At 73.0% G+C, this 23,428-nt stretch carries 19 protein-coding genes and 1 pseudogene; 10 read left to right on the top strand and 10 right to left on the bottom strand.

What is annotated here, in order from left to right; all coding sequences use genetic code 11:
• The first annotated feature begins 23 nt into the window (after positions 1 to 23).
• Complete coding sequence (locus tag FHU30_RS13715) at positions 24 to 956, top strand: LysR family transcriptional regulator (RefSeq protein ID WP_253875641.1); 933 nt, start codon at positions 24 to 26, stop codon at positions 954 to 956.
• Between the two features lie 13 nt (positions 957 to 969).
• Here the strand turns inward: FHU30_RS13715 and FHU30_RS13710 are convergent, their stop codons facing one another.
• Positions 970 to 1,563 carry a TetR/AcrR family transcriptional regulator gene (locus tag FHU30_RS13710; protein WP_253875639.1) on the bottom strand — a complete coding sequence of 198 codons (594 nt, stop codon included), beginning with the start codon at positions 1,561 to 1,563 and terminating at the stop codon, positions 970 to 972.
• 56 nt (positions 1,564 to 1,619) lie between these two features.
• On the opposite strand from FHU30_RS13710, the gene FHU30_RS13705 reads away from it, so the two are divergent.
• Positions 1,620 to 2,792: an FAD-dependent monooxygenase gene (locus FHU30_RS13705; RefSeq protein WP_253875637.1), complete on the top strand. Its 1,173-nt coding sequence runs from the start codon at positions 1,620 to 1,622 to the stop codon at positions 2,790 to 2,792.
• 1,675 nt (positions 2,793 to 4,467) lie between these two features.
• On the opposite strand, the gene FHU30_RS13700 is transcribed toward FHU30_RS13705, so the two are convergent.
• Positions 4,468 to 4,977, bottom strand: a complete 510-nt coding sequence (locus tag FHU30_RS13700; RefSeq protein ID WP_253875634.1) for a hypothetical protein — start codon at positions 4,975 to 4,977, stop codon at positions 4,468 to 4,470.
• Positions 4,978 to 5,255: 278 nt separating this feature from the next.
• Here FHU30_RS13700 and FHU30_RS13695 point away from each other — a divergent pair, with 278 nt between their 5' ends.
• Both FHU30_RS13695 and FHU30_RS13690 read left to right on the top strand, forming a co-directional pair.
• Positions 5,256 to 6,383, top strand: a complete 1,128-nt coding sequence (locus FHU30_RS13695) for a DUF4132 domain-containing protein (protein WP_253875632.1) — start codon at positions 5,256 to 5,258, stop codon at positions 6,381 to 6,383.
• Positions 6,384 to 6,404: 21 nt separating this feature from the next.
• Positions 6,405 to 10,070: a hypothetical protein gene (locus tag FHU30_RS13690; RefSeq protein WP_253875630.1), complete on the top strand. Its 3,666-nt coding sequence runs from the start codon at positions 6,405 to 6,407 to the stop codon at positions 10,068 to 10,070.
• A 79-nt stretch (positions 10,071 to 10,149) separates the two neighbouring features.
• On the opposite strand, the gene FHU30_RS13685 is transcribed toward FHU30_RS13690, so the two are convergent.
• Positions 10,150 to 10,737: a TetR/AcrR family transcriptional regulator gene (locus tag FHU30_RS13685; protein ID WP_253875628.1), complete on the bottom strand. Its 588-nt coding sequence runs from the start codon at positions 10,735 to 10,737 to the stop codon at positions 10,150 to 10,152.
• A gap of 74 nt (positions 10,738 to 10,811) precedes the next feature.
• On the bottom strand, positions 10,812 to 11,771 hold the full coding sequence (locus FHU30_RS13680) for an NAD(P)H-quinone oxidoreductase (RefSeq protein ID WP_253875626.1): 960 nt from the start codon (positions 11,769 to 11,771) through the stop codon (positions 10,812 to 10,814).
• Positions 11,772 to 11,896: 125 nt separating this feature from the next.
• Here FHU30_RS13680 and FHU30_RS13675 point away from each other — a divergent pair, with 125 nt between their 5' ends.
• From FHU30_RS13675 to FHU30_RS13665, 3 genes are all read left to right on the top strand, one after another.
• The gene (locus tag FHU30_RS13675) at positions 11,897 to 12,559 is read left to right on the top strand and encodes an acyl-CoA-like ligand-binding transcription factor (RefSeq protein WP_253875624.1); all 663 of its coding nucleotides are present in this window, start codon (positions 11,897 to 11,899) and stop codon (positions 12,557 to 12,559) included.
• 18 nt (positions 12,560 to 12,577) lie between these two features.
• Positions 12,578 to 13,963 carry an alpha/beta hydrolase domain-containing protein gene (locus FHU30_RS13670; protein ID WP_253875623.1) on the top strand — a complete coding sequence of 462 codons (1,386 nt, stop codon included), beginning with the start codon at positions 12,578 to 12,580 and terminating at the stop codon, positions 13,961 to 13,963.
• Positions 13,964 to 14,107: 144 nt separating this feature from the next.
• Entirely contained in the window at positions 14,108 to 15,016 is a 909-nt protein-coding gene (locus FHU30_RS13665; protein ID WP_253875620.1) for a DMT family protein, read from the top strand.
• A gap of 165 nt (positions 15,017 to 15,181) precedes the next feature.
• Here the strand turns inward: FHU30_RS13665 and FHU30_RS13660 are convergent, their stop codons facing one another.
• Together FHU30_RS13660 and FHU30_RS13655 are read right to left on the bottom strand one after the other, a co-directional pair.
• Positions 15,182 to 15,625: a DoxX family protein gene (locus FHU30_RS13660; protein WP_253875617.1), complete on the bottom strand. Its 444-nt coding sequence runs from the start codon at positions 15,623 to 15,625 to the stop codon at positions 15,182 to 15,184.
• 99 nt (positions 15,626 to 15,724) lie between these two features.
• Complete coding sequence (locus FHU30_RS13655; protein WP_253875615.1) at positions 15,725 to 16,393, bottom strand: TetR/AcrR family transcriptional regulator; 669 nt, start codon at positions 16,391 to 16,393, stop codon at positions 15,725 to 15,727.
• 57 nt (positions 16,394 to 16,450) lie between these two features.
• Here FHU30_RS13655 and FHU30_RS13650 point away from each other — a divergent pair, with 57 nt between their 5' ends.
• A complete protein-coding gene (locus FHU30_RS13650) occupies positions 16,451 to 17,893 on the top strand; it encodes an MFS transporter (RefSeq protein WP_253875612.1) in 1,443 nt (480 codons plus the stop codon).
• 28 nt (positions 17,894 to 17,921) lie between these two features.
• Here the strand turns inward: FHU30_RS13650 and FHU30_RS13645 are convergent, their stop codons facing one another.
• Entirely contained in the window at positions 17,922 to 18,278 is a 357-nt protein-coding gene (locus FHU30_RS13645; protein WP_253875610.1) for a hypothetical protein, read from the bottom strand.
• A gap of 17 nt (positions 18,279 to 18,295) precedes the next feature.
• Positions 18,296 to 18,895, bottom strand: a complete 600-nt coding sequence (locus FHU30_RS13640) for a hypothetical protein (RefSeq protein WP_253875607.1) — start codon at positions 18,893 to 18,895, stop codon at positions 18,296 to 18,298.
• A 75-nt stretch (positions 18,896 to 18,970) separates the two neighbouring features.
• On the opposite strand from FHU30_RS13640, the gene FHU30_RS13635 reads away from it, so the two are divergent.
• Positions 18,971 to 21,115: an MMPL family transporter gene (locus tag FHU30_RS13635; RefSeq protein WP_253875604.1), complete on the top strand. Its 2,145-nt coding sequence runs from the start codon at positions 18,971 to 18,973 to the stop codon at positions 21,113 to 21,115.
• Positions 21,116 to 21,124: 9 nt separating this feature from the next.
• On the opposite strand, the gene FHU30_RS13630 is transcribed toward FHU30_RS13635, so the two are convergent.
• A complete protein-coding gene (locus FHU30_RS13630; protein WP_253875601.1) occupies positions 21,125 to 22,006 on the bottom strand; it encodes an SDR family NAD(P)-dependent oxidoreductase in 882 nt (293 codons plus the stop codon).
• Between the two features lie 46 nt (positions 22,007 to 22,052).
• Entirely contained in the window at positions 22,053 to 22,352 is a 300-nt protein-coding gene (locus FHU30_RS13625) for a hypothetical protein (RefSeq protein ID WP_253875598.1), read from the bottom strand.
• A gap of 255 nt (positions 22,353 to 22,607) precedes the next feature.
• Between FHU30_RS13625 and FHU30_RS13620 the strand changes: the two are divergent.
• Positions 22,608 to 23,386 (top strand): annotated as a pseudogene (locus tag FHU30_RS13620) (beta-ketoacyl [acyl carrier protein] synthase domain-containing protein); the annotation flags it as partial.
• Positions 23,387 to 23,428 lie beyond the last annotated feature (42 nt).

The following is a 23,428-nucleotide window of genomic DNA, read 5'->3' as shown; positions in this document are numbered from 1 at the left end:
GCGGCGATTGATACGGTTCTCGGATGATCGGACGGGACCAGCGGCACTCCGGGCAGAACGCGCCTACGGCCTACCAGCTGCATCTGTTCGTCACGCTGGCCGAGGAGCTGCACTTTCATCGGTCCGCGCAGCGGGTCTTCATGTCGCAGGGGGCGTTCTCGCAGCAGATCAGCGCGCTGGAGCGGCGACTGGGGCTGCGGCTCGTCGAGCGGACGACGCGCCGGGTCTCGCTGACCGCGGCGGGCGCCGCGTTGCTGCCTTACGCGCGGGACGTCGTCGCGGCGTCCGATCACCTTCTGCGGGCCGCGCGGCGGCAGCAGGACGCGGCGTCGCAGCGGATCGTGATCGGGGCCTTCGAGGCCATCACGGCCGTGCCGCCGATCTCCGACGTGATCAACGAGTTGCGCGACCGGCTCGATGATCCGGACATCCAGATCGTCCGGTCCGGGTTCGCCGGGGCGGGGCAGGCGCTGCTCAACGGGGAAGTCGACGCGGCGTTCCTCGCGCTGCCCGTCCCGGACGGGATCCAGACGTTGCCGCTGGCCAGCGGGCCGCGGTGCGCGGTCATGGCCAGTACCGACCCGCTCGCCGACAAGGGGCCGCTGACGCTCGCCGATCTCGCGGACCGTCCGGTCGTCGGCTTCTCGCCGCAGGTGCCCAAGGTCTTCCGGGACTTCTGGGCCATCGACCCGCGGCCGGACGGGACGCCCGTCCAGTACACCTCGCACGGCGTCGGCGACTACGAGTCCGCGCTCTCGGTGATCGCGCTCGGGGACGGCATCGAGTTCGTGCCGACCATCGCCCGCGATCTGTATCCGCGCCCGCAGGTCGCGTATGTCGAGGTCAGCGATCTCGAACCGTGGACGATCGCGCTCGCGTGGCTCCCCAAGAACCGTGACGACGAGAACGTCGCGGCGCTCAGGGCGGTCGCGCGCGCCGTCGCGGCGAGGCGCTGACGCTGACGCTGTTTCAGCTCGCCGGCGGGCGCAGGCCGTCCAGCAGGACGGTGAGGTAGGCGTCCGCGAGACCGGGCGCCGGGTGCTCGCCGCGGGCGACGCCCAGCGCCGTCGCGCCGATCAGTGCCGTGGTGACGGCGAGGTCGAGGTCCGTCCGGATCCGGCCGTCGCGGCGGGCGCCGTCGATCATCGCCTCGACGGCGGCGAGCAGGTCGGCGCGCAGCGCGGTGGTGGCGGGCAGGTCCAGGCCGCCGAGCTGGTCGTTGACGGCGTGGTGCCGGGCCTGGAAGGCGATCAGCTCGCGCAGGAAGGTGTCCAGGGCCTCGTAGGGCGAGGTCTGTTCGAGCAGGTCGCGGGCGCGCTGGACGACCGGGCCGAGCAGCCGCGCGACGGCGGCGTCCAGCAGCGCGTCCTTGCCGCCGAAGGCGCGCACGACGGTCGCGGCGCCCAGGCCGGCGCGGGCGGCGATGGCCTCGACGGTCAGGGTCCCGCCCGGCTCGGCGAGCAGGGCCATGGCGGCGTTCAGCGCGAGGTTCCGGTTGCGCTCGGCGTCGGCGCGGCGCTTCGGGGACGGTGCGGGGGTTGACAACTGGAATGCCTCTTCCACATACTCGAACTGGAATGAACATTTCAGTTAAGTCTAACCCAGCGAGGAGCCCCCCGATGAACGAGCGGATCCTGATCTCCGGAGCGAGCATCGCCGGCCTGACCCTGGCCTACTGGCTGGCCAGGAACGGCTTCCAGCCGACCATCGTCGAGCGCACCACCGAGCTGCGCACCGGCGGCAACGGCGTGGACGTCACCGACGACGCCGCCACCGTGATCGAGCGGATGGGCCTCATGCCGCAGGTGCGGAAGGCCGCCGCCGACGTCCACGGCATGAAGTTCGTCAACGCCGCCGACCGCCCCGTCGCCCGCGTCGACACCCGGGCCGCCGGCTCCGTCGAGATCATGCGCGGCGACCTGGTCGCGCTGCTGCACGAGGCCGCCGCGGACGTCGAGATCATGTTCGGCGACTCCATCCGCGCCCTGGACCAGGACGCCGACGGCGTCACCGTCTCCTTCCAGAACGCCCCCGACCAGCGCTTCGACCTGGTGGTCGGCGCCGACGGGATGCACTCGAACGTCCGCCGGCTGGCCTTCGGCCCCGAGGACGGCTACGTCAAGCACAAGGACCACTACTTCGCCTTCGCCAACGCCGACGCCACGCTGGCCGAGGACCGCTGGGTGACCATGTTCAACACCCCGGGCAAGATGACCGGGATCTACCGCTCCGGCAACCACGCCCAGGCCAAGGCGTACTTCATCTTCCGCTCCGACCGCATCGACTACGACTACCGCGACATGTCCGAGCACAAGCGCCTGGTCGCCGAGGCCTTCGCCGACCACCCCTGGCAGCCCACCCGGGGCATCCTGAACGCGGCCCTGGCCGACCCCGACTTCTACTTCGACGCCCTAGCCCAGGTGCAGATGGACTCCTGGACGAACGGCCGCATCGCCCTCGTCGGCGACGCCGCCTGGTGCGCCTCCCCGGCCTCCGGCGCGGGCGCCGAACTGGCCCTGGTCGGCGCCTACCGCCTCGCGGGCGAACTCGCCGCCGCCAACGGCGACCACCGCGCCGCCTTCCCCCGCTACGACGCGTCCCACCGTCCGCTGGTCGACCGCAAGCAGCAGATCGGCCCGAACGTCGGCCTCATGGTCCCCAAGACCACCCTCGGCCGCCGCGTCCGCAACGCCCTCGTCCGCTCGCAGCTCCTCCGCGCCGCCGAAACCGTCGACCGCCACCTCCGCGGCCGCTCCGCCAAGCCCCTGACCACCTACCGCCGCCCCGCCTGACCCGGATGCGGCCCTGATGGCCCGGACGTCGGCGGAGTCGGCGGTCAGCCCTTCGGCGGCGGTGGGGACGTCGGGCCAGATGTCGAAGGGGCCCCAGCGGAGGGGCCAGGAGAAGCGGCGGTCGATCGTCCAGGCGAGTGCGGTGCCGAGGTCGTCGCGGCGGTCGGGCGGGCCGATCGCGGCGGACGGCTCGACCGGCACGAACCAGGTGCCGTCGGGGAGCTTCACGTAGCGCCGGAAGAAGTGTTCGAGGAGGTCCTCGTCGAGGATGTCCCCGGGTTCTTCCCAGCCGGAGTAGGTGTGGTCGGCCATGACCTCGCCGGAGTCGGCGCGGACGAACCGGACGCGGTGGCCGGAGACCAGCACGATCGCCTGGCCCGCACCCCAGAAGACGCCCTCGGTTCCCTCGGGGACGGGGAAGGAGCGCTGGAGGCGGGCCGGGCCGGTGAGATCCCAGATCTGGACGTGCCCGTCGGCGGTGAGGAGAGCGGCTTGGGAGCCCGAAGGAGCCCACGCCCATGCCGCGCAGTCGCCCTTGTCGATGGCGTTGAGCGGGGTCACGTTCGGAAGGTGGAACTCGGTGCGCTCGTCGATGATGTGGACGCCCGGCTCGGCTGCGGTGATCACCACCGCGAGCCGGGACTCCGCGCCGCGCGTGCCCCAGTGCAGGGACGTGTTGAAGCGGTCGAGGGACGGGGTGCTCAGCCGAACGCCGATCGGTCGCCCGTCCGTCGCGTCCAGGAACTCCACCCCGTCCTGGGAGACGTGGGCGAGGTGGCGGCCGTCCGGGCTCCACTCGGCCACCCAGCCGGTCTCGGCGTACCAGGTCGGCAGGCCGGTCGCGACGTCGACGACGAACGCGCCGCCTCGCTCCCGGCAGTACAGCAGGCCGCCGTCGGGCGACCACAGGGGCGTCCGCTCGACCCGCAGCTCGTCCTTCCCGATCTCGGCAGGGAGCGTCTCGGGGAAGGTGTACTCGTCGGACTCCGGCGGCTCGAAGATCACGCCCGTCTGCAACGGGACGACGCATCCTTGGACGCCGGTCCGCCCGTCCGTGCCGATGGCGACGAAGGCGCACGTCCCGTCAGGATGCAGGCCCCACGCGGGCGGACGCGGATTGCCGTCCGTCACCTGGGCCTCGGCCCGGGGTTCGCTGGATTCGCCGAACGGGTCCCAGACGCCGACCGCGTTCGTCCGGAAGGCCATGCCGATGTGCCGCGCGTCCGCCGACCACTGGATCGTTCCGCGTTCGCCCGGCCAGCCGACGCCGCCGTCGATCTCGGGGAGGGTGTTGACGCACTTGCCGGTGGCGGTCTCCCAGATCTGGAGGGCGCCGTAGCCGTCGTACTCGCCCTCCATGAGCCAGCTACCGGTCGCCAGGTAGCGGCCGCAGGGGCTGAGGGCGAACGCGATGATCTCGCTTTCGTGGCCGCGCGGGCGGCTCAGCGTCGTTCCCCGTTCGAGGATCCGCAGGGTGGCGGCGCGGTGGGCGGCGGTGACGCCGCGCTCGCGTTCGAGCGCCTCCAGCCGGGGGCGCAGGGGGAGCAGGTCGCGTTCCGGGACGAACGCGGCCCAGTCGGCGTCGTCCAGTCCGTCGAGGTCGGGTGTGCCGAAAAGGCCGGCGGGCCGTCCACTGGAATCCACGGGGGCCGACCCTAGTCGTGACCTACGACGGTCACTGGGTTTCCTGGATCTTGGTGGCGTTGCCGCCGTCGAAGTGGACGACGACGTTGTGCGGGGACTTCTGCACCCACTCGTCCATGCCGTCGAGGCCGCACCGCATGTTCGGGCCGGAGGACGTGCCGTCCGGGCAGGTTCCGCTCGCGACGACCAGGACGGTGTCCTCGGTGGTGAAGAAGGCGGTGTTGCCGACCGTGTACTTGCCGGACGCGAGGTAGCGGAGCGGGCCCGCCTTGGACGAGACCGGGCAGGCGCCCTTGCGGATGGGCGAGACGTTCGGGTCGCAGGGCTTGGCCGAGGGGCCGGAGTCGGAGCCGCCAGAGCCGGAACCGGTGGTGTGGTGGGACGGCTTGCCGGCCGGGGCGTTCGCGCCGCCGGTGCTGCCCGGCGCGGACGCGGTGGAGGACGGTCCGGAGGCGTCGGCCTTGCCGTTGACGTTGAAGTTGCAGGCAGAAAGGCTGAGCGCCATCGCGGCGGTGGCACCGGCGAGCAGGATCTTGCGCATGGGGGGAGCTCCCGTCCTCGGGGCGCGATCTCCGTGATCGCGCTGTTGTGGGGTGTGATGCGGGCGGGGTCCCGGGGGTTGGGGCGACGCGACGTGATCAATCCGACCCGCTCCGCGCCGAACCCGGGGCGCCGGCGCGGCGTCTGGATGTCACGAGAGCGCGAAGAAGTTCGCCCGTTCTGTAGATCTTGTGCTCGGGGCAGCGCGCAGTGTCGTTGGGCCAGGTCATTCGGGGTTTTGCTGCCGGATGTCGCATGGATGATCAAGAATGGCCCGGCATGGGATGGATCGGGATCGCGACAGGCCATGAACTCACCGTCACCGGGACGCTGCGTCCGGAGGTCGTCTGCCGGACGGCCGCGGGCAGTGTGCTGGCCAAGGTGCCCGCCGGCGTGAAGAAGGATCCGGACGCGGAGCGGCTCGCCGCCCTCTGCGACCGGCTCGGGGAGCGCGCGCGGGCGGTGCGCGATCTGGTCGAGTCCTGGATGGTCAGGTCGCTGCCCGTCCCGGCCGCCGTGCTGGAGGCCGTGTGGGACGACCCGGTGTGGCGCGAGACGCTCACCGACCTCGTCATCGCCCCGATCGCCGGCGGCGCTCCCGACCTCGGCCGCTGCGAGCCCCTGAAAGAGGGCATCTGGACGCAGGCGGACGCGTTCGCGATCCCGCATCCGCTGCTGCTCGGCGACGAGCTGCTCATCTGGCGGGCCCGCAACCTCAAGCAGGTCGTCGAGCAGGTGCGCCGCGAGACCTGGACGCGTCCGGCGAGCATGGACCGGACGGTCGGCGAGGTCGGTTTCCACGCCTACTTCGAGAGCGGCGGCGCGTTCGAGCGGCGCGTCCATGACCTGGGCGGACGCATCAAGCGGGACGCCGCGCGGTTCACCGTGCACGCGCCCGAGCCCCTCGGCATCGAGATCGGGGTGGACTGGAGCGGGCCGATGAGCCCGGCCTACCTGGAGAGGATGCGCTTCACCTCGGGCGGCGGGGAGATCGGCGATATCGCCTGGTCCGAGGGCGTCCGCATCCTGATGGCCCTGTACGCGCACCGCAGCGGGGACGATTCGCCGGAAGCCGCCGACGCGTACGCCGACTACTGCGACTTCCACGAAGGCGAGCCCGGCACTGTCGCGGCGTCCAGTGTCGCGAAGCCGACGCGCGACGGGTTGCTGCGCGCCGGAGCGGTGCTGGCGGGGACGCCTGCCAGCTCTGACGAGGACGAATGCGTCGCCGTCCGTTACGAGCACCCCGTCCTGGACGAGCCGGTTGTCGAACTCGTCCGGCGCGCGGCGGTCGATGGGGACAAGGCCGAGAAGTCGCTGTACGACCTGGTTCCGGTGGCGGAGACCGGGGTCGGTGCCGTGCATGCGGGACGGCTCGGGTTCCTCGCGTCCGCTCTGCACCGGTAGCCGGCACTCCGGGCCCGGATCTTGGCCGCGCACACCGACCTGCGGGCGGCGCGTGGGCTGGCCGCCCGCAAGCCCGGCCTCGCGCGCACCTCGCTGACGCGCACCGGCGACGGCCTGGAAGCGCACGGGCCCGCGCTCCTGCCGCAGTTCTTCGAGGAGTGCGCCCAGATCATGGACGAAGCGGGCAGCGACCGTTTCGCCAGCGCGTTCTTCGAGAAGGCCCGCGCCGCCGAGGAGGCGCACGCGCTGCCGGTCGACGAGGCCGCGCTCATCGCGGCGCACCTCGCCGCCGGACCGGACGCCGCCGGATCCCCCACGCTCAAGAAGCACGGCAAGCGCCTCGCCGCCCGCCACCCCGCCGCCGCCGACGCGTACCGCTGGCACCGGAGCCTGCTCATCGAGTGGTGCGAGCAGGTCCCGGACGGCGCGGACGGTGCCCTGGCCCTCGCCGACGGCTGGACGACCCTCGCGAAAGCCGCCAAGCACACCCTCGGCGGCCCCGACGACGAGCGCGCCATACGAGCCCTGCTGGCGTGCGGCTGCATGGAGTCGGCATCGCCGGCGCTGTGGAAGTTCGTCCTCCCCCTGCTCGGCCCGATGGCGACGGCGGACGCGGACGTCGGCCGCACGCTCGTCGGCGTCCTCCCGCTGCCCGCCAAGGACACGGCGAAGGCGAAAGGCGCAGCAGTGTCGCTGCTGTTGAGCAACCTCGCGCGCGCCGACCTGACCGCACCGTTCACCACGTTGCCAGGAATGGCGGCGAAGGGTTGGCTCGCCCGCTTCCTGAAGCGGTACGCGGGGCTCGCGCTCCCCGTCGCCGGTCTCGGCGAGCTGCTGCGCGACGCCGGTTCACGGCTGCGCGCGGATGGCGACACCTGCGACGAGCACGAAGCGATCCTGGGAGCGGACGAGGACGAGGTCAACCGCTGGGAGGAGACCGCCGCCGACTTCCCGCTGCTCGATCTCCTCCTGGAGTGCGGCGTCCCGCTCGCGCGGCCACGGCTGCTGCACACGTTCAAGCTGTACAACTGGCTCGCCTCCGGCACGGGCGCCGACCTGGCTGCCGCGGGCGCCGACCGGGACTGGGCGCCGCTGCTGCGCGACGCGATCACCGGCAACGTGACCAACCAGCTCAACGTCACCGAGCCCGCCGTCCCGGAGCAGACCGCGCCCGAGACCGTCCGCGCCCTGACCACCACGCCGGGGACGGCGCGGATCGTCGCAGAGATGCTGGCCGAGCACGCCGGGCGCGTCCCGAACCAGGGCCTTCCGGACGCGCACGCGGCGCTGTGCGACGCCGAGCGGTTCATCGTCGCCGGGATCCCCGAAGCCCTCCTGGACAGCGTCCGGACGATCGCGACCGGCACGGACCCGGCGCGCGCCCTCGCCGCCACGCTCAGCGGCGGCGTCCTCGACGAGCTGGAGCTGCCCGCCTTCGTCCCCGGCCACGTCGACACGATCACCGATTACCTGGAGGAGAGCGGTTCCGACCTGCTCCTGATCGAGTCCGGACGGCTCTGGGAGCACCAGTTCCGCGCGTCCGTCGTCGCGCCGGACCGGGTCGGCCCGTCCCACGGCTTCGGCACGTACGAGCCGATCTCGTCCCGCTCGCACGAGCGGACCGAGGCGCGCGACCTCGACGCCCGCTGCTTGATCGCCGTGGACGGCCGGGTGACCGTCCTCGACCACGGCGGCCCGCACTGCCCGCACGGCAGCGCGCATCCCGCCGCCCGCCGCGTCGTCCAGGCCGACGGCGAGCAGGTCACCTTCCCCGGCTTCCCCGGCGCGACCGCGACCGTGTGGCGCGGGCCCGGCCGCCTCATCGAGCTGCGCGACCCCGCCGGGCGGACGATCGGCCGCTACGTCCGCGGCTGGAGCCATGTGCCCGAACACGACGGCGCCGAGAACATCGGCACGGTCGAGCACCAGCGCTATGCGTCCGGGACCCGCCTCGTCGCGCCGCCCGGATGGTGGTCGGCGATGCGTCCGCGCGACCCCGAGGGGTCCCGCGCGCTGCGCGCCGTGGACGAGAAGAAGGCGCAGGCCCTGATCGACGTCGCGGACGCCGCGTTCGCCGCCGAGATCATGCGCGTCCTGGACCCCGACGGCGGCTACCAGGAGAAGACCGCCGCCCGCGACGAGCTGGCGGGACGGCTCCGGCCGCTGCTGCCGGAGATCACCGACGAGTCGCTCTGGAAGGGCGTCACGTACCTGGTGTGGACGGCCGTCGAGTGCCGCGAACGCGCGTTCACCCTGCTGGACCGGCTGTCCGTGCCGTCCCACCTGCCTCCGGCGCCCGCGTCCGCGACGCCCGCCGCCGCTCGGCCCGAGAAGGCCCCCGAGCCGGACGATCCGGGGCCTGAGTCCGCCTACGCGCGGATCGTCCACTTCGCTCGGAAGGCCGTTGACGTCCCGTACGACAGGACGATCGGGACGTTCGACGCGTCCGCCGTCAGCGGCATCGAGAACACGCTGGGACGCCTCGGCGCCACCGTCCTTCAGGCCGCATGGGACGGCGGACATGCCCGCCTCCACCAGCTGGCGGAAGCACCCGAACTACTCAGCACGGACGGAACCTGGCATGTAGCCCGGCTGCGTCCGGAGTACAACCTGGGGGAGATCCGGTCGGGCCGCGGCCCCGTCGCGGCCGCCGCCGTCGCCGACTACGAGTCGGTGGGGCACGGCTACGTGGTCACCGCGCTCCTGCACACGCCGGACGGCCCCGACCCGCTCCTGTTCACCCGCAACCGCGCCGTCGAGCTGCGGACCTGCCGCGGCTGGGGCGACGCGGACCGGTTCCGGCGCGCGCTCGACCTGATCGCCGAGAACGGCCCGCCGCCCGTGGACCGGGACGCGACCGTCCAGGCGTTCGCCGAGGCCACCGGCCTGTCACCGGCCCAATGCCTGATCCTGCTGTCCACCTCGGCGCGCACGATCTGCTGGCCGGACGGCTGGGCCCGCGGCCGCGTCGCCGCCTTCCGCGAGGACGACGCCGCCCGCGCCCGCGACCTCGGCCTGACCGAGGACGAGCTGGACCTCGCCGCGCTCTCCCTGGAGGCGCTCACCACCGCCGACGAAGCCATCGAGGTCGTCGAACTCCTCATGCCGGACGACCCCGCCGACCTCTGGCGCACCGGCCCCGACCTGGACCGGGCCGTCGCGTACTGGACGTCCCGCCACCCGAGGCTCACCCCGCTCACCTCGCAGCAGTGGCTCTTCCTCGCCGCCGGAGCCGAGGACGCCCTGGAGCCGCTGATCGCCCTGCTCGGCGAGCGCCTGTCCGTCCCGCCTCTGGGCCGCATCGCCGCCGCCGCGCAGCTGTTGGACGACCGCCTGCCCCAGGCGCATCCCGCCCGTGCGACCGTTGCCGCTCGACTGCGCGACCTGCGCGAACACGTCAACGACCCCGACACGTCCCTGCCCATCGCGACCGGAGTCACCTCGGTCACCGCGCTCGAACGCGCCGCCGGAGCGACCGCGACCCACCTTCCGGACAGCAGGCTCGCCATCGGCGACGCCCTCATCCTGGAACCCGCCGGCGACGGCTACCGCGTGCACCTCTGCCCGTCCCGGTGGCCCGATCCGTCCGCGCTGGGCCTGGCCCTCCGGCGCAGCGGCGCCGCCAACGTCGCCCTGACGATGGAAGACCTCCGCTACCTCCGCTCGTCCGAACCCCTCCGGGAGTGACGGACGCGAGGCGTCCCGTCCCTGCGGCCGGTTTTCGCGGGGACGGGCGGTCATCCTTCGGCGCGCGAGGCGGATCGGGTCAGCCTTCGGTGCGCGAGGCGGAGAGGATGGCGTGGAAGGCGGCCCGGACGCGATCGGCGATCTCATCCGGCCTGGAGGCGTCGAGCTTGCCGTCCAGATGGAGGAACGCCAGGCCGTGGACGAGCGCCCACACGGCGTTCGCGAGTGGTTCCGGCTCGGCGCCGGGGAACACCCTGTGCACGATGTCCCGGACGTAGTCGGTGATGGCGGCGACCGCGGCAACGCGTTCATCGTTCGCCGGGTCGCAGGGTTCGGCGAACATCACGCGGAACATCGCCGGACGGTCCAGGGCGAACCGGATGTAGGCGACGCCGATGTCGACCAGGTCGTCCGGCGTGGCGGGCGCCGGGTGCGCGGCGGCGAGGTCGCGGGCGAGCTCCCGGTAGCCCTCGGCGGCGACGGCGGAGATGAGCGCGTCGCGGTTGGGGTAGTGGCGGTACGGGGCCATGGACGAGACGCCGGCCCGCCGCGCCACCGCGCGCAGCGAAAGGCCGGTCGCGCCGTCCTCTTCGAGCAGCTCCAGCGCCGCGCTGAGGCACGCGGCGCGCAGGTCGCCGTGGTGGTAGGACGAACCCGACGACGCCATGGCACCCTCCGCATCCTGCCCGCACCGGAACCGAACGAAGTGGGCGGTGTACACATCCTAGGCGGAGCGGGACATCACTCGTTGACCAGGAGGATCTTCCCGAAGTACCCGCCCGCGGCCATCAGCCGGTGCGCCTCGGCGGCCTGCGCCATCGGCACCTTCCGCTCGATCACCGGGCGGACGGCGCCGGACTCGATCATGGGCCAGACGTTGCGCTGGACGGCCGCCACGATCGCGGCCTTCTGGTCGGCGGGCCGCGAGCGCAGGGTCGTGCCGAACACCGACTTGCGCTGGACCACCAGCTCGACGAGGTTCAGCTTGGCCTCGTAACCGCCCTGCATGCCGATGATGACCAGGCGCCCGTCGCGCGCCAGGGACCGGACGTTGCGCTCCAGGTAGTCGCCGCCGATGACGTCGAGGATCACGTTGTACGGGCCCTGGTCGGCGAAGTCCTCGCTCTTGTAGTCGATGGTGACGTCCGCGCCGAGCTCCCGGACGCGGGCGGCCCGCTCGGCGCCGCTGACCGTGGTCGCGACGCGCGCGCCGAGCGCCTTGGCGACCTGGACCGCCATCGTCCCCACACCCCCGGCGCCGCCGTGCATGAGGAACGTCTCGCCCTCGGCGAGCCGCCCGATCATGACGACGTTCGACCAGACCGTTGCAGCCGCCTCGGGCAGCCCCGCCGCGTCCACCAGGCTCACCCCGCGCGGGACGGTCAGCAGCTGCGCCGACGGGACGGCGACCTTCTCGGCGTACCCGCCACCGGACAGCAGCGCGCACACCTCGTCCCCGACCGTCCAGCCGGTGACTCCGTCGCCGACCGCGCTGATCCGTCCGGACGCCTCCAGCCCGGGGTACGGCGACGCGCCCTCCGGAACCGGGTAGAGGCCGAGGCGCTGCGCGGCGTCCGCGCCGTTCAGCGCGCTCGCGGCCACATCGACGACCACCTCCCCGGCGCGCGGCGCGGGGTCGGGGACCTCGCTCCACTCCAGCACCTCCGGCCCGCCGGGCTCCCTGATCGTGATCGCCTTCATGCCTCCCCCTCCGTTGTTTACAGTGCCGACATCAGCTCCAATGTATGCGCCGTCAACATTGGGTGTCGAAAATTGCGGGGCACGAAATATTTCGGGGCGCGCACTTTGTTGCTACCGTGGCGGGCATGGAGAACCCGGCGGACGGGCCCGGACTGCGGGAGCGCAAGAAGCGGGAGACCCGGCTGGCCCTCGCCAGGGCCGCGCTGCGGCTGGCCGTCGAGCAGGGCATCGACAACGTCCGGGTGGACGACATCGCGTCCGCGGTGAACGTCTCGTCCCGGACCTTCAACAACTACTTCTCCAGCAAGGAGGAGGCGATCGTCTCGCTGGGCGTCGAGCGCGACCAGCGCATCGCCGACGCCCTGGAGGAGCGCCCGCCCGCCGAGCCGCTCGGCCGGGCGCTGGTCGAGGTGTTCGCCGAGCAGTACGGCCAGCGCGGCTTCGGCAGCGATCCCGAGCAGCGGGAGCGGCTGCGGCTGGTGCTGTCCTCCCCGGCGCTGCGCGGCGTCTACCTTCAACGGCTGGCCGCCGGAGAGCGCCGGCTCGCCGAGGCGATCGCGCACCGGCTGGGCGCCGACATCGATGCGGACGCCTACCCCGAGGCCCTGGCGGCGGCGCTGAGCGGCGCCGTCCGGGCCGCGGTCACGCACTGGGTCCGGTCGGGCTCGGTCGGCGACCTCCCGGAGCTGGTCAGGCGCTCGGTCGCGCAGATCGTCGAGGGCGTCGGGGCGGTCGGCGGAGGCGAGGGAGTCGGGGCGGTCGAGGGAGCCGGCGGAGCCGGGCAATGATCAGGTCAGGAGGACGGGATGAACAGGCGTCTGACGGGCGCGCTCCTCGCCGCACTGCTGGGCGTCGGCGCGTGCCAGGCCGCGAAGGCGACGTCGGAGCGGAGCGGCCCCTGGCTGAGCGGCCCCCTGACCGCCGGCCGGATGACGACCGCCGCGCCGGTGCCCCTGCCGGGGTACACCGAGCGGGAGTACGTCATGCACGGGACCGCCGCGTCCTACCTGTTCGACGGGACGCCGCAACCTGACGGGCGCTGGAAGGTACGCGCCGCCAGGCACGCCCGCTACGACACGCGGCTGATCGTCCGGCGTCCGGCCGATCCGCGGCGGTTCAACGGGACGGTCGTCGTCGAGTGGCTCGACCTCCCGCCCGGCCAGGGCGGGATCGACCTCGATCCGGACTTCCTGACCGAACGGTCCGAGCTGCTGCGGGCGGGGTACGCGTGGGTGGGAGTCTCGGCGCAGCAGCAGGGCGTCCAGACGCTCAAGAGCCGGGACCCGAGCCGCTACGGAGCGCTGAACCACCCCGGCGACTCCTACTCCTACGCCATCTACTCGCAGGTCGCGGACGTCCTGCGCCACCCCGGCCGGACCGACCCGCTGAACGGCCTGCACCCCCGGACGCTGATCGCGGACGGCTACTCGGGATCGTCCCGCCGCCTCACCACGTTCTACGACGCCGTCCAGCCGCTCGCCCGCCCCTACGACGCCTTCCTCGTCCACGCGCGGAGCGCCGCCTCCGCGCCGCTGACGCCCGAGCAGCCGTCGCCCGCCACCGTCGCGTTCCGGACCGACGCGTCCACTCCCGTCCTGACGGTGGAGACTGAGACCGAACTCGTCCCGCCGCCGCCCGACTTCCCCAAGATGAACTACCTCGCCGCCGCCCAGCCGGACGGCCCGAACTTCCGCCTCTGGGAAGTCCCGGGAACCGCGCACGTCGACAAGGACCTGGCCACCCTGCTCGCCCGCGAGGCCACAGGCGGTGAGCCGAGCCCCTGCGCGAAACCTCCCAACGACGGCCAGGGACGCTACGTGATGGACGCAGCCCTGGCGCACCTCACCCGATGGACCCGCACGCACACCCCCGCACCGACGGCACCTCGCATCGACGCCCGTCTCGTCCGCGACCCTGACGGCAACCTCCGGGGCGGCCTGCGCACACCGGCCCTCGATGCCCCCACCGCCACCCTCACCGGAGACGGGAACACCGGCGCCAACCCCCAATGCCAGCTGGAAGGCGTCACCACCTCCTGGCCCGGATCCCGCCTGAAGTCCCGGTACGCCGACCACGGCGCGTACGTCGCCGCCGTCCGCAAGGCGACCCGAGCCGCCCAGGCCGCCGGCCACCTCCTCCCCGCCGACGCCGCCGAGATCCTGGCCGCCGCGAAGGCGGCCGACATCCCCTGAACCGGGGCAATCGCCGTTCGCGGAACTTCTTCCCCCAGTTCACGCGTCCTTCATGCGAGAGGGACGTCCCTCGACTGCGCCCGGCGGTCCCGCGTCGGCGGTGGTCCCCGTCGCCGCACGGACGGCACGCGAACGGAGCAATCGATGATCGTTGGTCTCATGACCGCCCTCTCCGCCTCGGCCTGCTATGGCGTCGGGTCGGTGCTGCAGGCCATGGGATCCCGCCGGGCCGGCCGCCAGATGGCCGCCGCCACGGCCACGACCCAGCACGGCGGCCCGAGCCTCTCGTCCACCGCGAAAGCCGCCGTGACCTGGGAGTTCATGGTCGGGACCGTCCTGGACTTCGTCGGCTTCGGGCTCGGCGCCCTGGCCGCGCGCCTACTCCCCCTGTTCCTCTCGCAGACCGTGATCAGCGCCAACCTGGTGATCACCGCAGTGCTCGGCATCAAGCTGCTGGGCGTCCGGCTCGGCGGACGGGAGTGGGCCTCGATCGCCGTGGTCTGCGCGGCCCTGGTGCTGCTCGCCGGCGCCGCCGGCCCCGAGGGCGGCGGCGACACCCCGATCTCCAGCCACTGGTGGCTGCTCGCCGCGTCCGTCCTGCTGATAGGCGGCGGCACCCTCGCAGTGCGCTGGCTAGGTGCGAAAGCCGCGATCCCGGCCGGACTCCTCTCCGGCCTGGGCTTCGGCGTCGTCGGCATCGGCGTCCGGGTGCTGAACGGCGCGGACCCGATCGACCTCACCGCCCTCCTGACCGACCCGGCCCTGTACGCCATCCTGGTCGGCGGCATCGGCGGCATGTACCTCCACACCGTCGCCCTGCAGATCGGCTCGATCAACGGCGCCACCGCGGCCCTGGTAGTGGGCGAGACCGTCGTCCCCGGCATCCTCGGCGTCGTCTGGCTAGGCGACGCGTCCCGCCCGGGCTACGCCTGGGCAGCCATGCTCGGCTTCGTCCTGGCCGTAATCGGCGCCGTAGCCGTCGCCTGGTACGGCGAACCCGCAGAAGCCCCAGCCGAGGCCCCCCACCCGAACGAACTAGCCACCTCGAACTGACACCCCGCTCACCGTTCCGTCCGACGCCCCGACCGCAGGACGGCCCAACTGCCCCACCCGGCCTCCGCCTCGATGGCACGCCACCGTCCGGGCAGAGCCGCCGCGACCGTGCCGGTAGCCAGGTACAGCGGCCCATCCACGCCGAGCTGATTCGGGGCAGGCGGGTTAGGACGCGGTGGGGGCCGGGGCGGGCTTGGGGCGGGTGGGGAGGAGGTGGTCTAGGGCGAAGGTGCCGGGGCCGGTGAAGACGAGGAGGAGGAAGGTCCAGCTGAACATGGCGGAGAGTTCGCCGTGGTTCTGGAGGGGGAGCAGGGCGTCGGACTGGTGCTCGACGAAGTAGGCGTAGGCCATCGAGCCGGAGGCGAGCAGGGCGGCCGGGCGGGTGATCAGGCCGGCGAGGACGAGGACGCCGCACGCGAGCTGGATGACGGCCGCGTACCAGTAGGGCCAGACGCCGGTGTGGACGGTGGCGCCCGTCCCCATCGAGCCGCCGAAGATCCCGAAGAGGGACGAGGCGCCGTGGCAGGCGAACAGGAAGCCGACGACGGCGCGGAAGAGCGCGAGGACGTGCGGTCTGGCGAGATCGGCGTACCGGGTGAGAGCGGCCATGGCGGACTTCCTTCGCGGGTGGGGGAACCGATGGCGGTAGATTAGGCAAGCCTTACCTAACTTTGCAACCCACCGGGGCCTGCCGGATGCGCTGAGTCGTCAGCGGGCGGCGAGCAGGCCGTCCACCAGGGCTTGGAGGCCGTCGTCGTAGGTGTCCTCGGCGGTGAGCGCTGCCCAGCGGTCGGCGGTTTGGGCTAGGCGGGGCAGCTCGTCCGGGTCGAGGTCGGCGAAGACCTTCTCGCGGTACGTCGCGCGGTCGTCGTCCGCGCGGCGGCGGCCCGCGGTCGTCCTGACCACGATCTCGCCGGCGGTGTAGTACCAGATGGCGCGGTAGCCGTGGACGGCGCGGTCGGGGGAGAGGCCGCATCCGACCAGGCCGTCGACGATCTGCTCGACGAACCAGAGCGCGCTCGTGGACATCAGGTCGTCCGCGGTCAGCACCTCCACGATCCATGGGCAGGCGGCGAGCGCCTCATGGATTGCGGTGGCCGCCGCGATGACGCGCTCGCGCGGGTCGGCGGACGGTCCCGGGCGGCGCAGGGTGCGCGCGGCGTAGTCGTCCAGCAGCAGGACGAGCAGCTCCTCCTTGTCGCGGACGTGGTGGTAGAGCGCCATCGGCGTGCTGCCGACCTCGGTGGCCAGCCGCCGCATCGTCAGCTTGCCGACGCCGTCCCCATCCACGATCCGGCGGGCCGTTTCGATGATCTCCTCGCGGGAGATCCGGGCAGGTCGGCCGGGGGATCGGCGCGGCGCGGACGGTTGCGGCATGCCCCCATCATGGCGCAGGCATCGACAGCGGCCGAGTCCGGCGCTAAGTTTTCTTACATGTATAGAAACTCTCCCGGGCGGCCCGGTGTCGTGCTGGCGGCCGCCGCCGTGGCGCAGTTCGTCGTCGCGCTGGACATGTCCGTGGTCAACGTCGCGCTGCCCGCGATCCGCACCTCGCTGGGGTTCGCGCCGCTGGACCTGTCCTGGGTCGTCCACGTGTACGCGCTCACCTTCGGCGGGTTCCTGCTGCTGGGAGGCCGCGCCTGCGACCTCTACGGACGCCGCCGGATGTTCGTTTCCGGGCTGGCCGTTTTCGGCTTGTGCTCGCTGGCGGGCGGGCTCGCCCAAGCGCCCTGGCAACTGATCGCCGCCCGCGCCGGGCAGGGCCTCGGCGCCGCCGCGGTCGCGCCGGCCGCGCTCGCCATGCTCACCACCACCTTCGCCGAAGGCCCCCGGCGCGTCCGGGCGCTGGGCGTGTGGAGTGCGGTGAACGCCGCGGGCGGCGCGCTCGGCGTCCTGGCCGGCGGCCTCCTGACCGAGTACGCGGGCTGGCGCTGGATCATGCTCATCAACCTCCCGATCGTCGCGGCGGCCCTCGTCCTGGCCTTCGCGGGCGTCCCGGGCGGTGCGTCGCCTGTCCGGCGCGAGCGGCTGGACGCGCTGGGCGCCGTCCTGGCGACGGGCGGGGTCGGGTCGCTGGTGCTCGGGGTCGTCCGCACCGACACCGAGGGCTGGGGCTCGCCGGTCACCTGGACGACCCTTGCTGCGGCTGCCGTTCTGCTCGCCGCGTTCGTCTTCGCCGAAGCGCGGGTCGCCGCGCCGCTGCTGCGGCTTGGCCTCCTGCGCAGCCGCTGGGTCGCCGGCGCGAACGTCCTGGTGTTTCTTGCGGCGGCGGGACAGTTTGCGGCGTTCTACTTCGTGTCGCTCTACATGCAGCAGGTCTTGGGCATGGGCGCGGCAGCGACGGGCGCCGCGTTCCTGCCGTTCTCGTTCGGACTCGTCGCGGGAACCATCGTCGCGACCCGCGTCACCGCGTCCCGTACTCCTCGCGTTGCCCTGGTGCCCGGCGCCGTCCTGGCCGCCGTGGGGTTGGGCTGGTTCGCCTTCATCAGCCCGGACGGAAGCTTCCTCGCGAACGTCCTCGGCCCGTCCCTGGTGACCAGCGTCGGCGCCGCGCTGGTGCTGGCCCCGGTCGCCGCCGCCGCCACGACCGGAGTTGCCCCGCGTGAGGCAGGCATGGCGTCCGGCCTGATGAACAGCTCCCGCCAGCTCGGCGGCTCCATCGGCCTGGCCGTCCTGGCGACCATCGCCGCCCACCGCACCGGCGCATCGTCCGCCCCCAGCGCGCTCAACGACGGCTACGCCCTGGGCCTGGTCATCGCCGCCGCCGTGTTCGCGCTCGCGGCTGTCGTGGCCATCGCCGTCCTACCGCGCCGCCGCGAGACCACCCCGTCCGCGACGTCCACGGCCCTCGCGGAGATGCAAGAAATCCCGTCCTGACGAACGTCCTGTCCGATTGATTGGCGGTCTACTTCTCGCCGGTCAGGTAGACCGAGCGGAGCTTGAGGCGGTCGGTGGCGGGCCTGCCGTGGGCCCGCAGGTTCCACGCGTCGCCGCTGCAGTGCGGGCCGGTGTAGACGACGGCGCGCTCGTCGGTGTCGTTGTGCGGCGCGAACGCGGGCTCGGACGCGTGGGGGTCGGCGACCTCCGGCAACGTGATGCAGTGGTGGCTCGCCGGGTTGTGCAGCGTGGCCGACCGCGGCTCGCCGTGCAGGCCGACGAATTTGTACGAGAACCCGCCCATCGCGGCGTTCGCCACGCCCGACGCGGCGAACAGGATGCTGACCGATCCGGCCGTGACGGCGGCGGCAGTACGAAGACGCATGTGAGGTGACCTTTCAGTCAGGAGAAGGTGACTTTGCCCTTGCCGTGGACGGCGCGCATTCCGGTGATGGCGCAGCTTCCGGTGTCGCTGGTGGGCGTGGCGGCGCCCTGAACGCGGCTTCCGGACAGCAGCCCGGACGTCGCGACACCGGTGAGCATCGCGTCGCCGGGGTTCGAGCTGACGACCTGGCTTCCCACCGGACGCAGCGTGGTGGTGCCGAGGCGGCGTCCCTTGGCGTCGTACCAGGCGATCGTGCCGTGGCCGCTCTCAACGCGTGCGGCGGTGCAGGACGCGAAGGCCGTCCCGCGCGCGGTCAGGCGACCGTGGTGGACGGCGCGCCGGGATCCGTTCGGCGAGGAGCAGTTGGTCAGGTCCGCGATGCCGGTGACGGTCGTCCGGTGGGGGAGCAGGCCCACCGCCGGGGTGAAGGTCACCGGACGGCCCGGAGGCGTCGCCGCATCGCAGACCAGCGCAGCGGCGGACGCGCTCGATACACGGGACGTCGTCGATGCCGTCGCCGGGACGGCAAGGACAGTCGTGAGCGCGGCGGCCGTGAGGCCCGCGGCGGTGAGGCGCCGGGCGCCGGGTAGTGGACGGTCGTTGGTCGGTCGGGACACGGATTCCCCCCTACGATGATCACTCAGAGTAGGAAGATCATAACTGTCCGGAGTGATGTCCTCGGGAGGGGACCGATGGTTCTGCCGCCGTCACTGGAACGCCGCGACCACCAGCGGCGCGACGCCGGTTCTGCAAATCGTGCGGTGCCGGGACGGTTGGCGGAGATCGTCACGGCGCGGCGCCGAGTGGTGCTGGTCGTCTGGGCCCTGCTGATCGCGGGGTCGCTGATGACCGTGCCGATGCTTCTGAGCGCGCTCGGCAGCCCGTCGCTGCGGGTCCAGGGATCGCCGTCCGCGCAGGCAGCCGAGCTGCTGCGCCAGGGGTTCCCCAAGTGGGGCGACGAGCAGGTGGTGGTCGTCTTCGACTCGGACGAGCTGGCCGCCGATGATCCGTCGTACCTGCGCGCGGCGTCGGCGGGGTTGAGGGCGCTGGCGGCGGCGCCCGGGGTCGGCGGAGTTCAGATCCTTCCGCCCAGCGCGCGGCAGAACGTCCACCACCTGTACGCCCTGGCAGGACTGGCCGGTGACGAGGCGGCGCGTCACCGGGCGCTGCCAGCGGAGAAGTCCGCTTTGTCGGACAGCGTCCGTCGGGCCTCGGCAGGACGGGTGTCCGCGTCGCTGGTCGGGGTGTCCCCGGTGTTCGCCGAGGTCAAGGACGCCGATCTCGCCGACCTGCGGCGCGCGGAACTCATCGCGGTGCCGCTCGCTCTGCTGGTGCTGTGGGTGGGGTTGCGCAACCTTGCCGCTGCGGCGGTGTCGCTCGCGGTGGCCGGAGCCACGACGGCGGTCGGCGTCGGGATGCTGATGCTCGCGCACCTGGCGTTCGGGCTGCGGCTCGACATCCTCGTCCTGACGGTGACGTGCTCGGTGAGCCTGGGCCTCGGCCTGGACTACAGCCTGCTGCTGTTGCTGCGGTACCGGCGGGCGCGGGCTGATGGCGAACCGGCGCGGCGCGCGGTGCAGTCGGCGACCGCCATGGCCGGGCGGACGGTCGTCTGGTGCGGCTTGGCGGTCGTGGTCACCGCGTCCTGCACGTTCGCCGTCCGCGCGGAGCTGCTCCGGACGGTCGCCGTCCCCGCGATCCTGGCGACCGTGACCGCCGTGGCGGCGGCATTGACGCTCCTGCCCGCCGTCCTGGCGATCATCGGTGACCGCGTCACGACGTCCCCGAGACGAGCCGGAGCTGCGCACCGGGCGGCTGTCGGCGAGGGCGGTTGGGCGCGGTGGGCGCGGCACCTGATGCGCCATCCCTGGCTCTACCTGCTGCTGGCCACGGCGGCACTGACGCTGTGCACACTTCCGGCGTTCGGCATGCGGCTGGGCTTGGACTTCGACCGGCCCTCGTTCGCCCGCACCGATGCCGGACGCGGCCTGGCGCTGATGGAGGGCGACGGCACCGCGACCTTCACCCCGCTGCTGCTGCCGCATCCGCCGGGTGCCGGTCCGGTCGACACGTCCGCCCTGCTCACCGCGCTTCGGGACGACCCGCGCGTCACCCTGGCCGTCCCTCTGGACAACGGCCGCGACCTGACGATGGTCACCCTCGCCACCTCGCAGGCGGCCGACAGGCCCGCGGCCGCCGCGCTGCTCACCGATCTGCACCGGCTGGGCGCGCGGACCCTGCCCGCCGGGCAGCGGATGCTGATCGCCGGACCGACCGCGCTGCTGGCCGACCTCAGCGGCGAGGGCCTCGGACGGCTCTGGCAGGTCGGCGCGCTGGTGGTGGCCTGCTCGCTGGCACTGCTGGTGGCGGCGCTGCGCAGCGTCCTGCTGCCGGTCAAGGCCGTGGTGATGAACATGCTGGCAGCCGGGGCCGCGCTCGGCCTGACCGCCCTGGCGTTCGGCGGCGCGGCGGTGAACGCGCTGCTGCCCGTGGCGGTCTTCACCATCGTGTTCGGGCTGTCGATGGACTACGAGGTGTTCCTCGTCCACCGGATCGCCGAGCACTACCGGCGGCACGGCGACAACACCGCGGCGGTCGCGCACGGCCTCCAGCACACCGCCCGGACGATCACCCTGGCCGCAGCCGTCATGATCGTCACGTTCGCCGCCCTCCTGGCCGGGCATCGCCTGGAGCTGCGCCAGATCGGCTTCGCCACGGCCGCCGCGGTAGCCCTGGACGCCACCGTCATCCGGTTGATGCTCGTCCCTGCGCTGATGCAGCTCCTCGGCCACCGCAACTGGTGGCTGCCCAAACCCCTAGCCCGCCTCCTGCGCTAAGGCGCCCTGTCAGCGGGCCCGACCAGCGGACGGGGTGACGTGCTCGCGCGGCCCGCCGGTGGGCATCAGATGATGGCTTCCCGCGAGGGCTCGCGCCGTCCACACCGGAGCGAGCCGGTACAGCTGCCACAGCAACTTCACCCGCGCCGGGGCGACGATGACGGCACGGTTGCGGGCTATACCGGCGAGGATGTCGGCCGCGAGCCGGTCCACCGGATATGGGCCGAACTGGAAGCGGCGGGCGATCCCGGGCCAGCCGTCCTCCATGCCGGTCCGCGGTAGGCCCGCGTTGGCGCGTCCGAGCATCGGGCTGTCCACGAAACCGGGGCATACCGCGCTGACCCGGACGCCGTGCCGGGCGGCCTCGGCGCGCAGCGCCAGCGACAGGCCGACCACGGCGTGCTTGGCGGTCGCGTAGGGCAGCATGAACGGCACCGGGACGAGCCCGGCCATGGACGCGATGTTGACGATGTGCCCGTGCCCCTGCGCGGCCATGATCGGGTAGGCGGCGCGCGTCCCGTGGACGGCGCCGCGCAGGTTCACCGCGAGCGTCCGGTCCCAGTGCTCGTCGGCGAGGGTCTCGGCTCGTCCGGCCACGAAGATCCCGGCGTTGTTGACGACGTAGTCCAGCCTGCCGTGCCTCTCCCGGACGTCCCTGAACAGCGGCGGCAGGGCGGCGGCGTCGGCGACGTCCAGCACGGACGCGGGCGCGCCCAGCACGGTGGCCGTGCGCTGGAGCGCCCGGGCATCGACGTCGACGAGGGTCACCGCGCAGCCCTGGCGCACCAAGCGGGCGGCGATCGCGGCCCCGATCCCGGACGCCGCGCCCGTCACGATCGCGACGGGCGGGCCCTCGGGCGCGCCGCGCGGATACCTGGCCGGAAATCTCATGGCTCCCTCACCGTCCGCCAGTCCGTGTCATCGCGGGCGGCGGCCGTCAGGGGCGACGCAGCAGGTAGGAGATCAGGCGGTCGATGGACGCCAGCTCCGCGCCGAAGCTGGGAGGCGGCGGCGTGCTCAGCGGCCATCGGCGCCGCCCGGACAGCCTGACGGCGGCGCTCGTCCCACCGGACGTCCCGGCGGGCGTCCCACCGGGCGTCCCGGCGGGCGCGGGGACGTGGCGTGCGCAGGACGCGGGTGCGCCGATCACCATGAGGTGCCTGAGCCGGTGCCGCTCGTCGTCGTGGTGGAAGAGCGCGCAGCCGGGATCGAGCGCGCCCGCCCGCCGACTGATCATCCGGCGATCGTAGGGGGACCGCACGGTCCCGGCGGCCCGTCCCCGCTCAAGATCACCTAAAGGCTTCTTCGAGAGTCGTCCCAGGTCAGCGGCCATAAGCGCGGGTGTGAGGTGATCCGGCGCGGCAGGTTGACTCGCGCCGGGCCCGCGTTGAGCGTGATCTCGTCCTCACCTTGCGTGATCTCCACCAGAGGCCCGGCGTCCCTCCGGACATGGACCAGGACGTCCCGGCGGAAACGGCTCGAAGGACCAGACATGGCAGCGCACGACACGGCCCGGCTCGACCCGACCACCGGCACCGCGACGGCGGACGCGGGACCGGCGCGCGGCGAAACGCCGCCGGCCGGCGCGGTGGCGATCGTGGGCGCGGCGTGCCGCCTCCCCGGCGGGATCGACGGCCTCGACCCGCTCTGGACGGCGCTGCGCGAGGGCCGCGACCTGATCGGCCGGGTCCCGGAGGCGCGGTTCGAGGCGGACCGGTTCGTGGACGAGTCGATGCCGCGCCGGGGCAAGAGCTACACCGCCGCCGGCGGGTTCCTGGACGAAGTCGCCGACTTCGACGCCGGCTACTTCGGGATCTCCCCGCGCGAGGCGGCGCAGATGGACCCGCAGCACCGGCTGCTGCTGGAGATGGCGGTGGAGGCCCTGGACGACGCGGGCATCGACCCCGCGCCGCTGGCCGGGACCGACACCGCGGTGTACGTGGGCATCTCCGACGCGTCCTACGGCGCGTTGCAGATGCTTTCCACCGACACCGTCAACGCGTACACGATGGCGGGCGCGGCGTCCTCGATCGCGGCGAACCGGCTGTCGCACTTCTTCGGGCTGCGCGGGCCCAGCATGGCGGTGGACACGGCGTGCTCGTCCGCGCTGGTCGCGCTGGACCGCGCCTGCAAGACGATCCTGGAGGGCACCAGCCGGGTCGCGCTGTGCGGCAGCGCGAACATGCTGCTGAGCCGTACCACTTCATCGGGTTCTCGCAGGCGTCGATGCTCTCGCCGACCGGGCGCTGCCGCTCGTTCGCCGCGGGCGCGGACGGCTACGTGCGCGCCGAGGGCGCCGGGCTGGTGGTGCTC

The sequence above is a fragment of the Actinomadura rupiterrae genome (assembly GCF_024172125.1).
GTDB classification, from domain to species: domain Bacteria; phylum Actinomycetota; class Actinomycetes; order Streptosporangiales; family Streptosporangiaceae; genus Spirillospora; species Spirillospora rupiterrae.
This window is presented reverse-complemented; position numbering and strand designations above follow the sequence as displayed.

Coding starts and splice junctions, on each gene's coding strand:
- FHU30_RS13715 (WP_253875641.1), top strand. CDS start 24: ATGATCGGACGGGACCAGCGGCACTCCGGGCAGAACGCGCCTACGGCC.
- FHU30_RS13705 (WP_253875637.1), top strand. CDS start 1,620: ATGAACGAGCGGATCCTGATCTCCGGAGCGAGCATCGCCGGCCTGACC.
- FHU30_RS13700 (WP_253875634.1), bottom strand. CDS start 4,977: ATGCGCAAGATCCTGCTCGCCGGTGCCACCGCCGCGATGGCGCTCAGC.
- FHU30_RS13695 (WP_253875632.1), top strand. CDS start 5,256: ATGGGATGGATCGGGATCGCGACAGGCCATGAACTCACCGTCACCGGG.
- FHU30_RS13685 (WP_253875628.1), bottom strand. CDS start 10,737: ATGGCGTCGTCGGGTTCGTCCTACCACCACGGCGACCTGCGCGCCGCG.
- FHU30_RS13680 (WP_253875626.1), bottom strand. CDS start 11,771: ATGAAGGCGATCACGATCAGGGAGCCCGGCGGGCCGGAGGTGCTGGAG.
- FHU30_RS13675 (WP_253875624.1), top strand. CDS start 11,897: ATGGAGAACCCGGCGGACGGGCCCGGACTGCGGGAGCGCAAGAAGCGG.
- FHU30_RS13670 (WP_253875623.1), top strand. CDS start 12,578: ATGAACAGGCGTCTGACGGGCGCGCTCCTCGCCGCACTGCTGGGCGTC.
- FHU30_RS13665 (WP_253875620.1), top strand. CDS start 14,108: ATGATCGTTGGTCTCATGACCGCCCTCTCCGCCTCGGCCTGCTATGGC.
- FHU30_RS13660 (WP_253875617.1), bottom strand. CDS start 15,625: ATGGCCGCTCTCACCCGGTACGCCGATCTCGCCAGACCGCACGTCCTC.
- FHU30_RS13655 (WP_253875615.1), bottom strand. CDS start 16,393: ATGCCGCAACCGTCCGCGCCGCGCCGATCCCCCGGCCGACCTGCCCGG.
- FHU30_RS13650 (WP_253875612.1), top strand. CDS start 16,451: ATGTATAGAAACTCTCCCGGGCGGCCCGGTGTCGTGCTGGCGGCCGCC.
- FHU30_RS13645 (WP_253875610.1), bottom strand. CDS start 18,278: ATGCGTCTTCGTACTGCCGCCGCCGTCACGGCCGGATCGGTCAGCATC.
- FHU30_RS13635 (WP_253875604.1), top strand. CDS start 18,971: ATGGTTCTGCCGCCGTCACTGGAACGCCGCGACCACCAGCGGCGCGAC.
- FHU30_RS13630 (WP_253875601.1), bottom strand. CDS start 22,006: ATGAGATTTCCGGCCAGGTATCCGCGCGGCGCGCCCGAGGGCCCGCCC.
- FHU30_RS13625 (WP_253875598.1), bottom strand. CDS start 22,352: ATGATCAGTCGGCGGGCGGGCGCGCTCGATCCCGGCTGCGCGCTCTTC.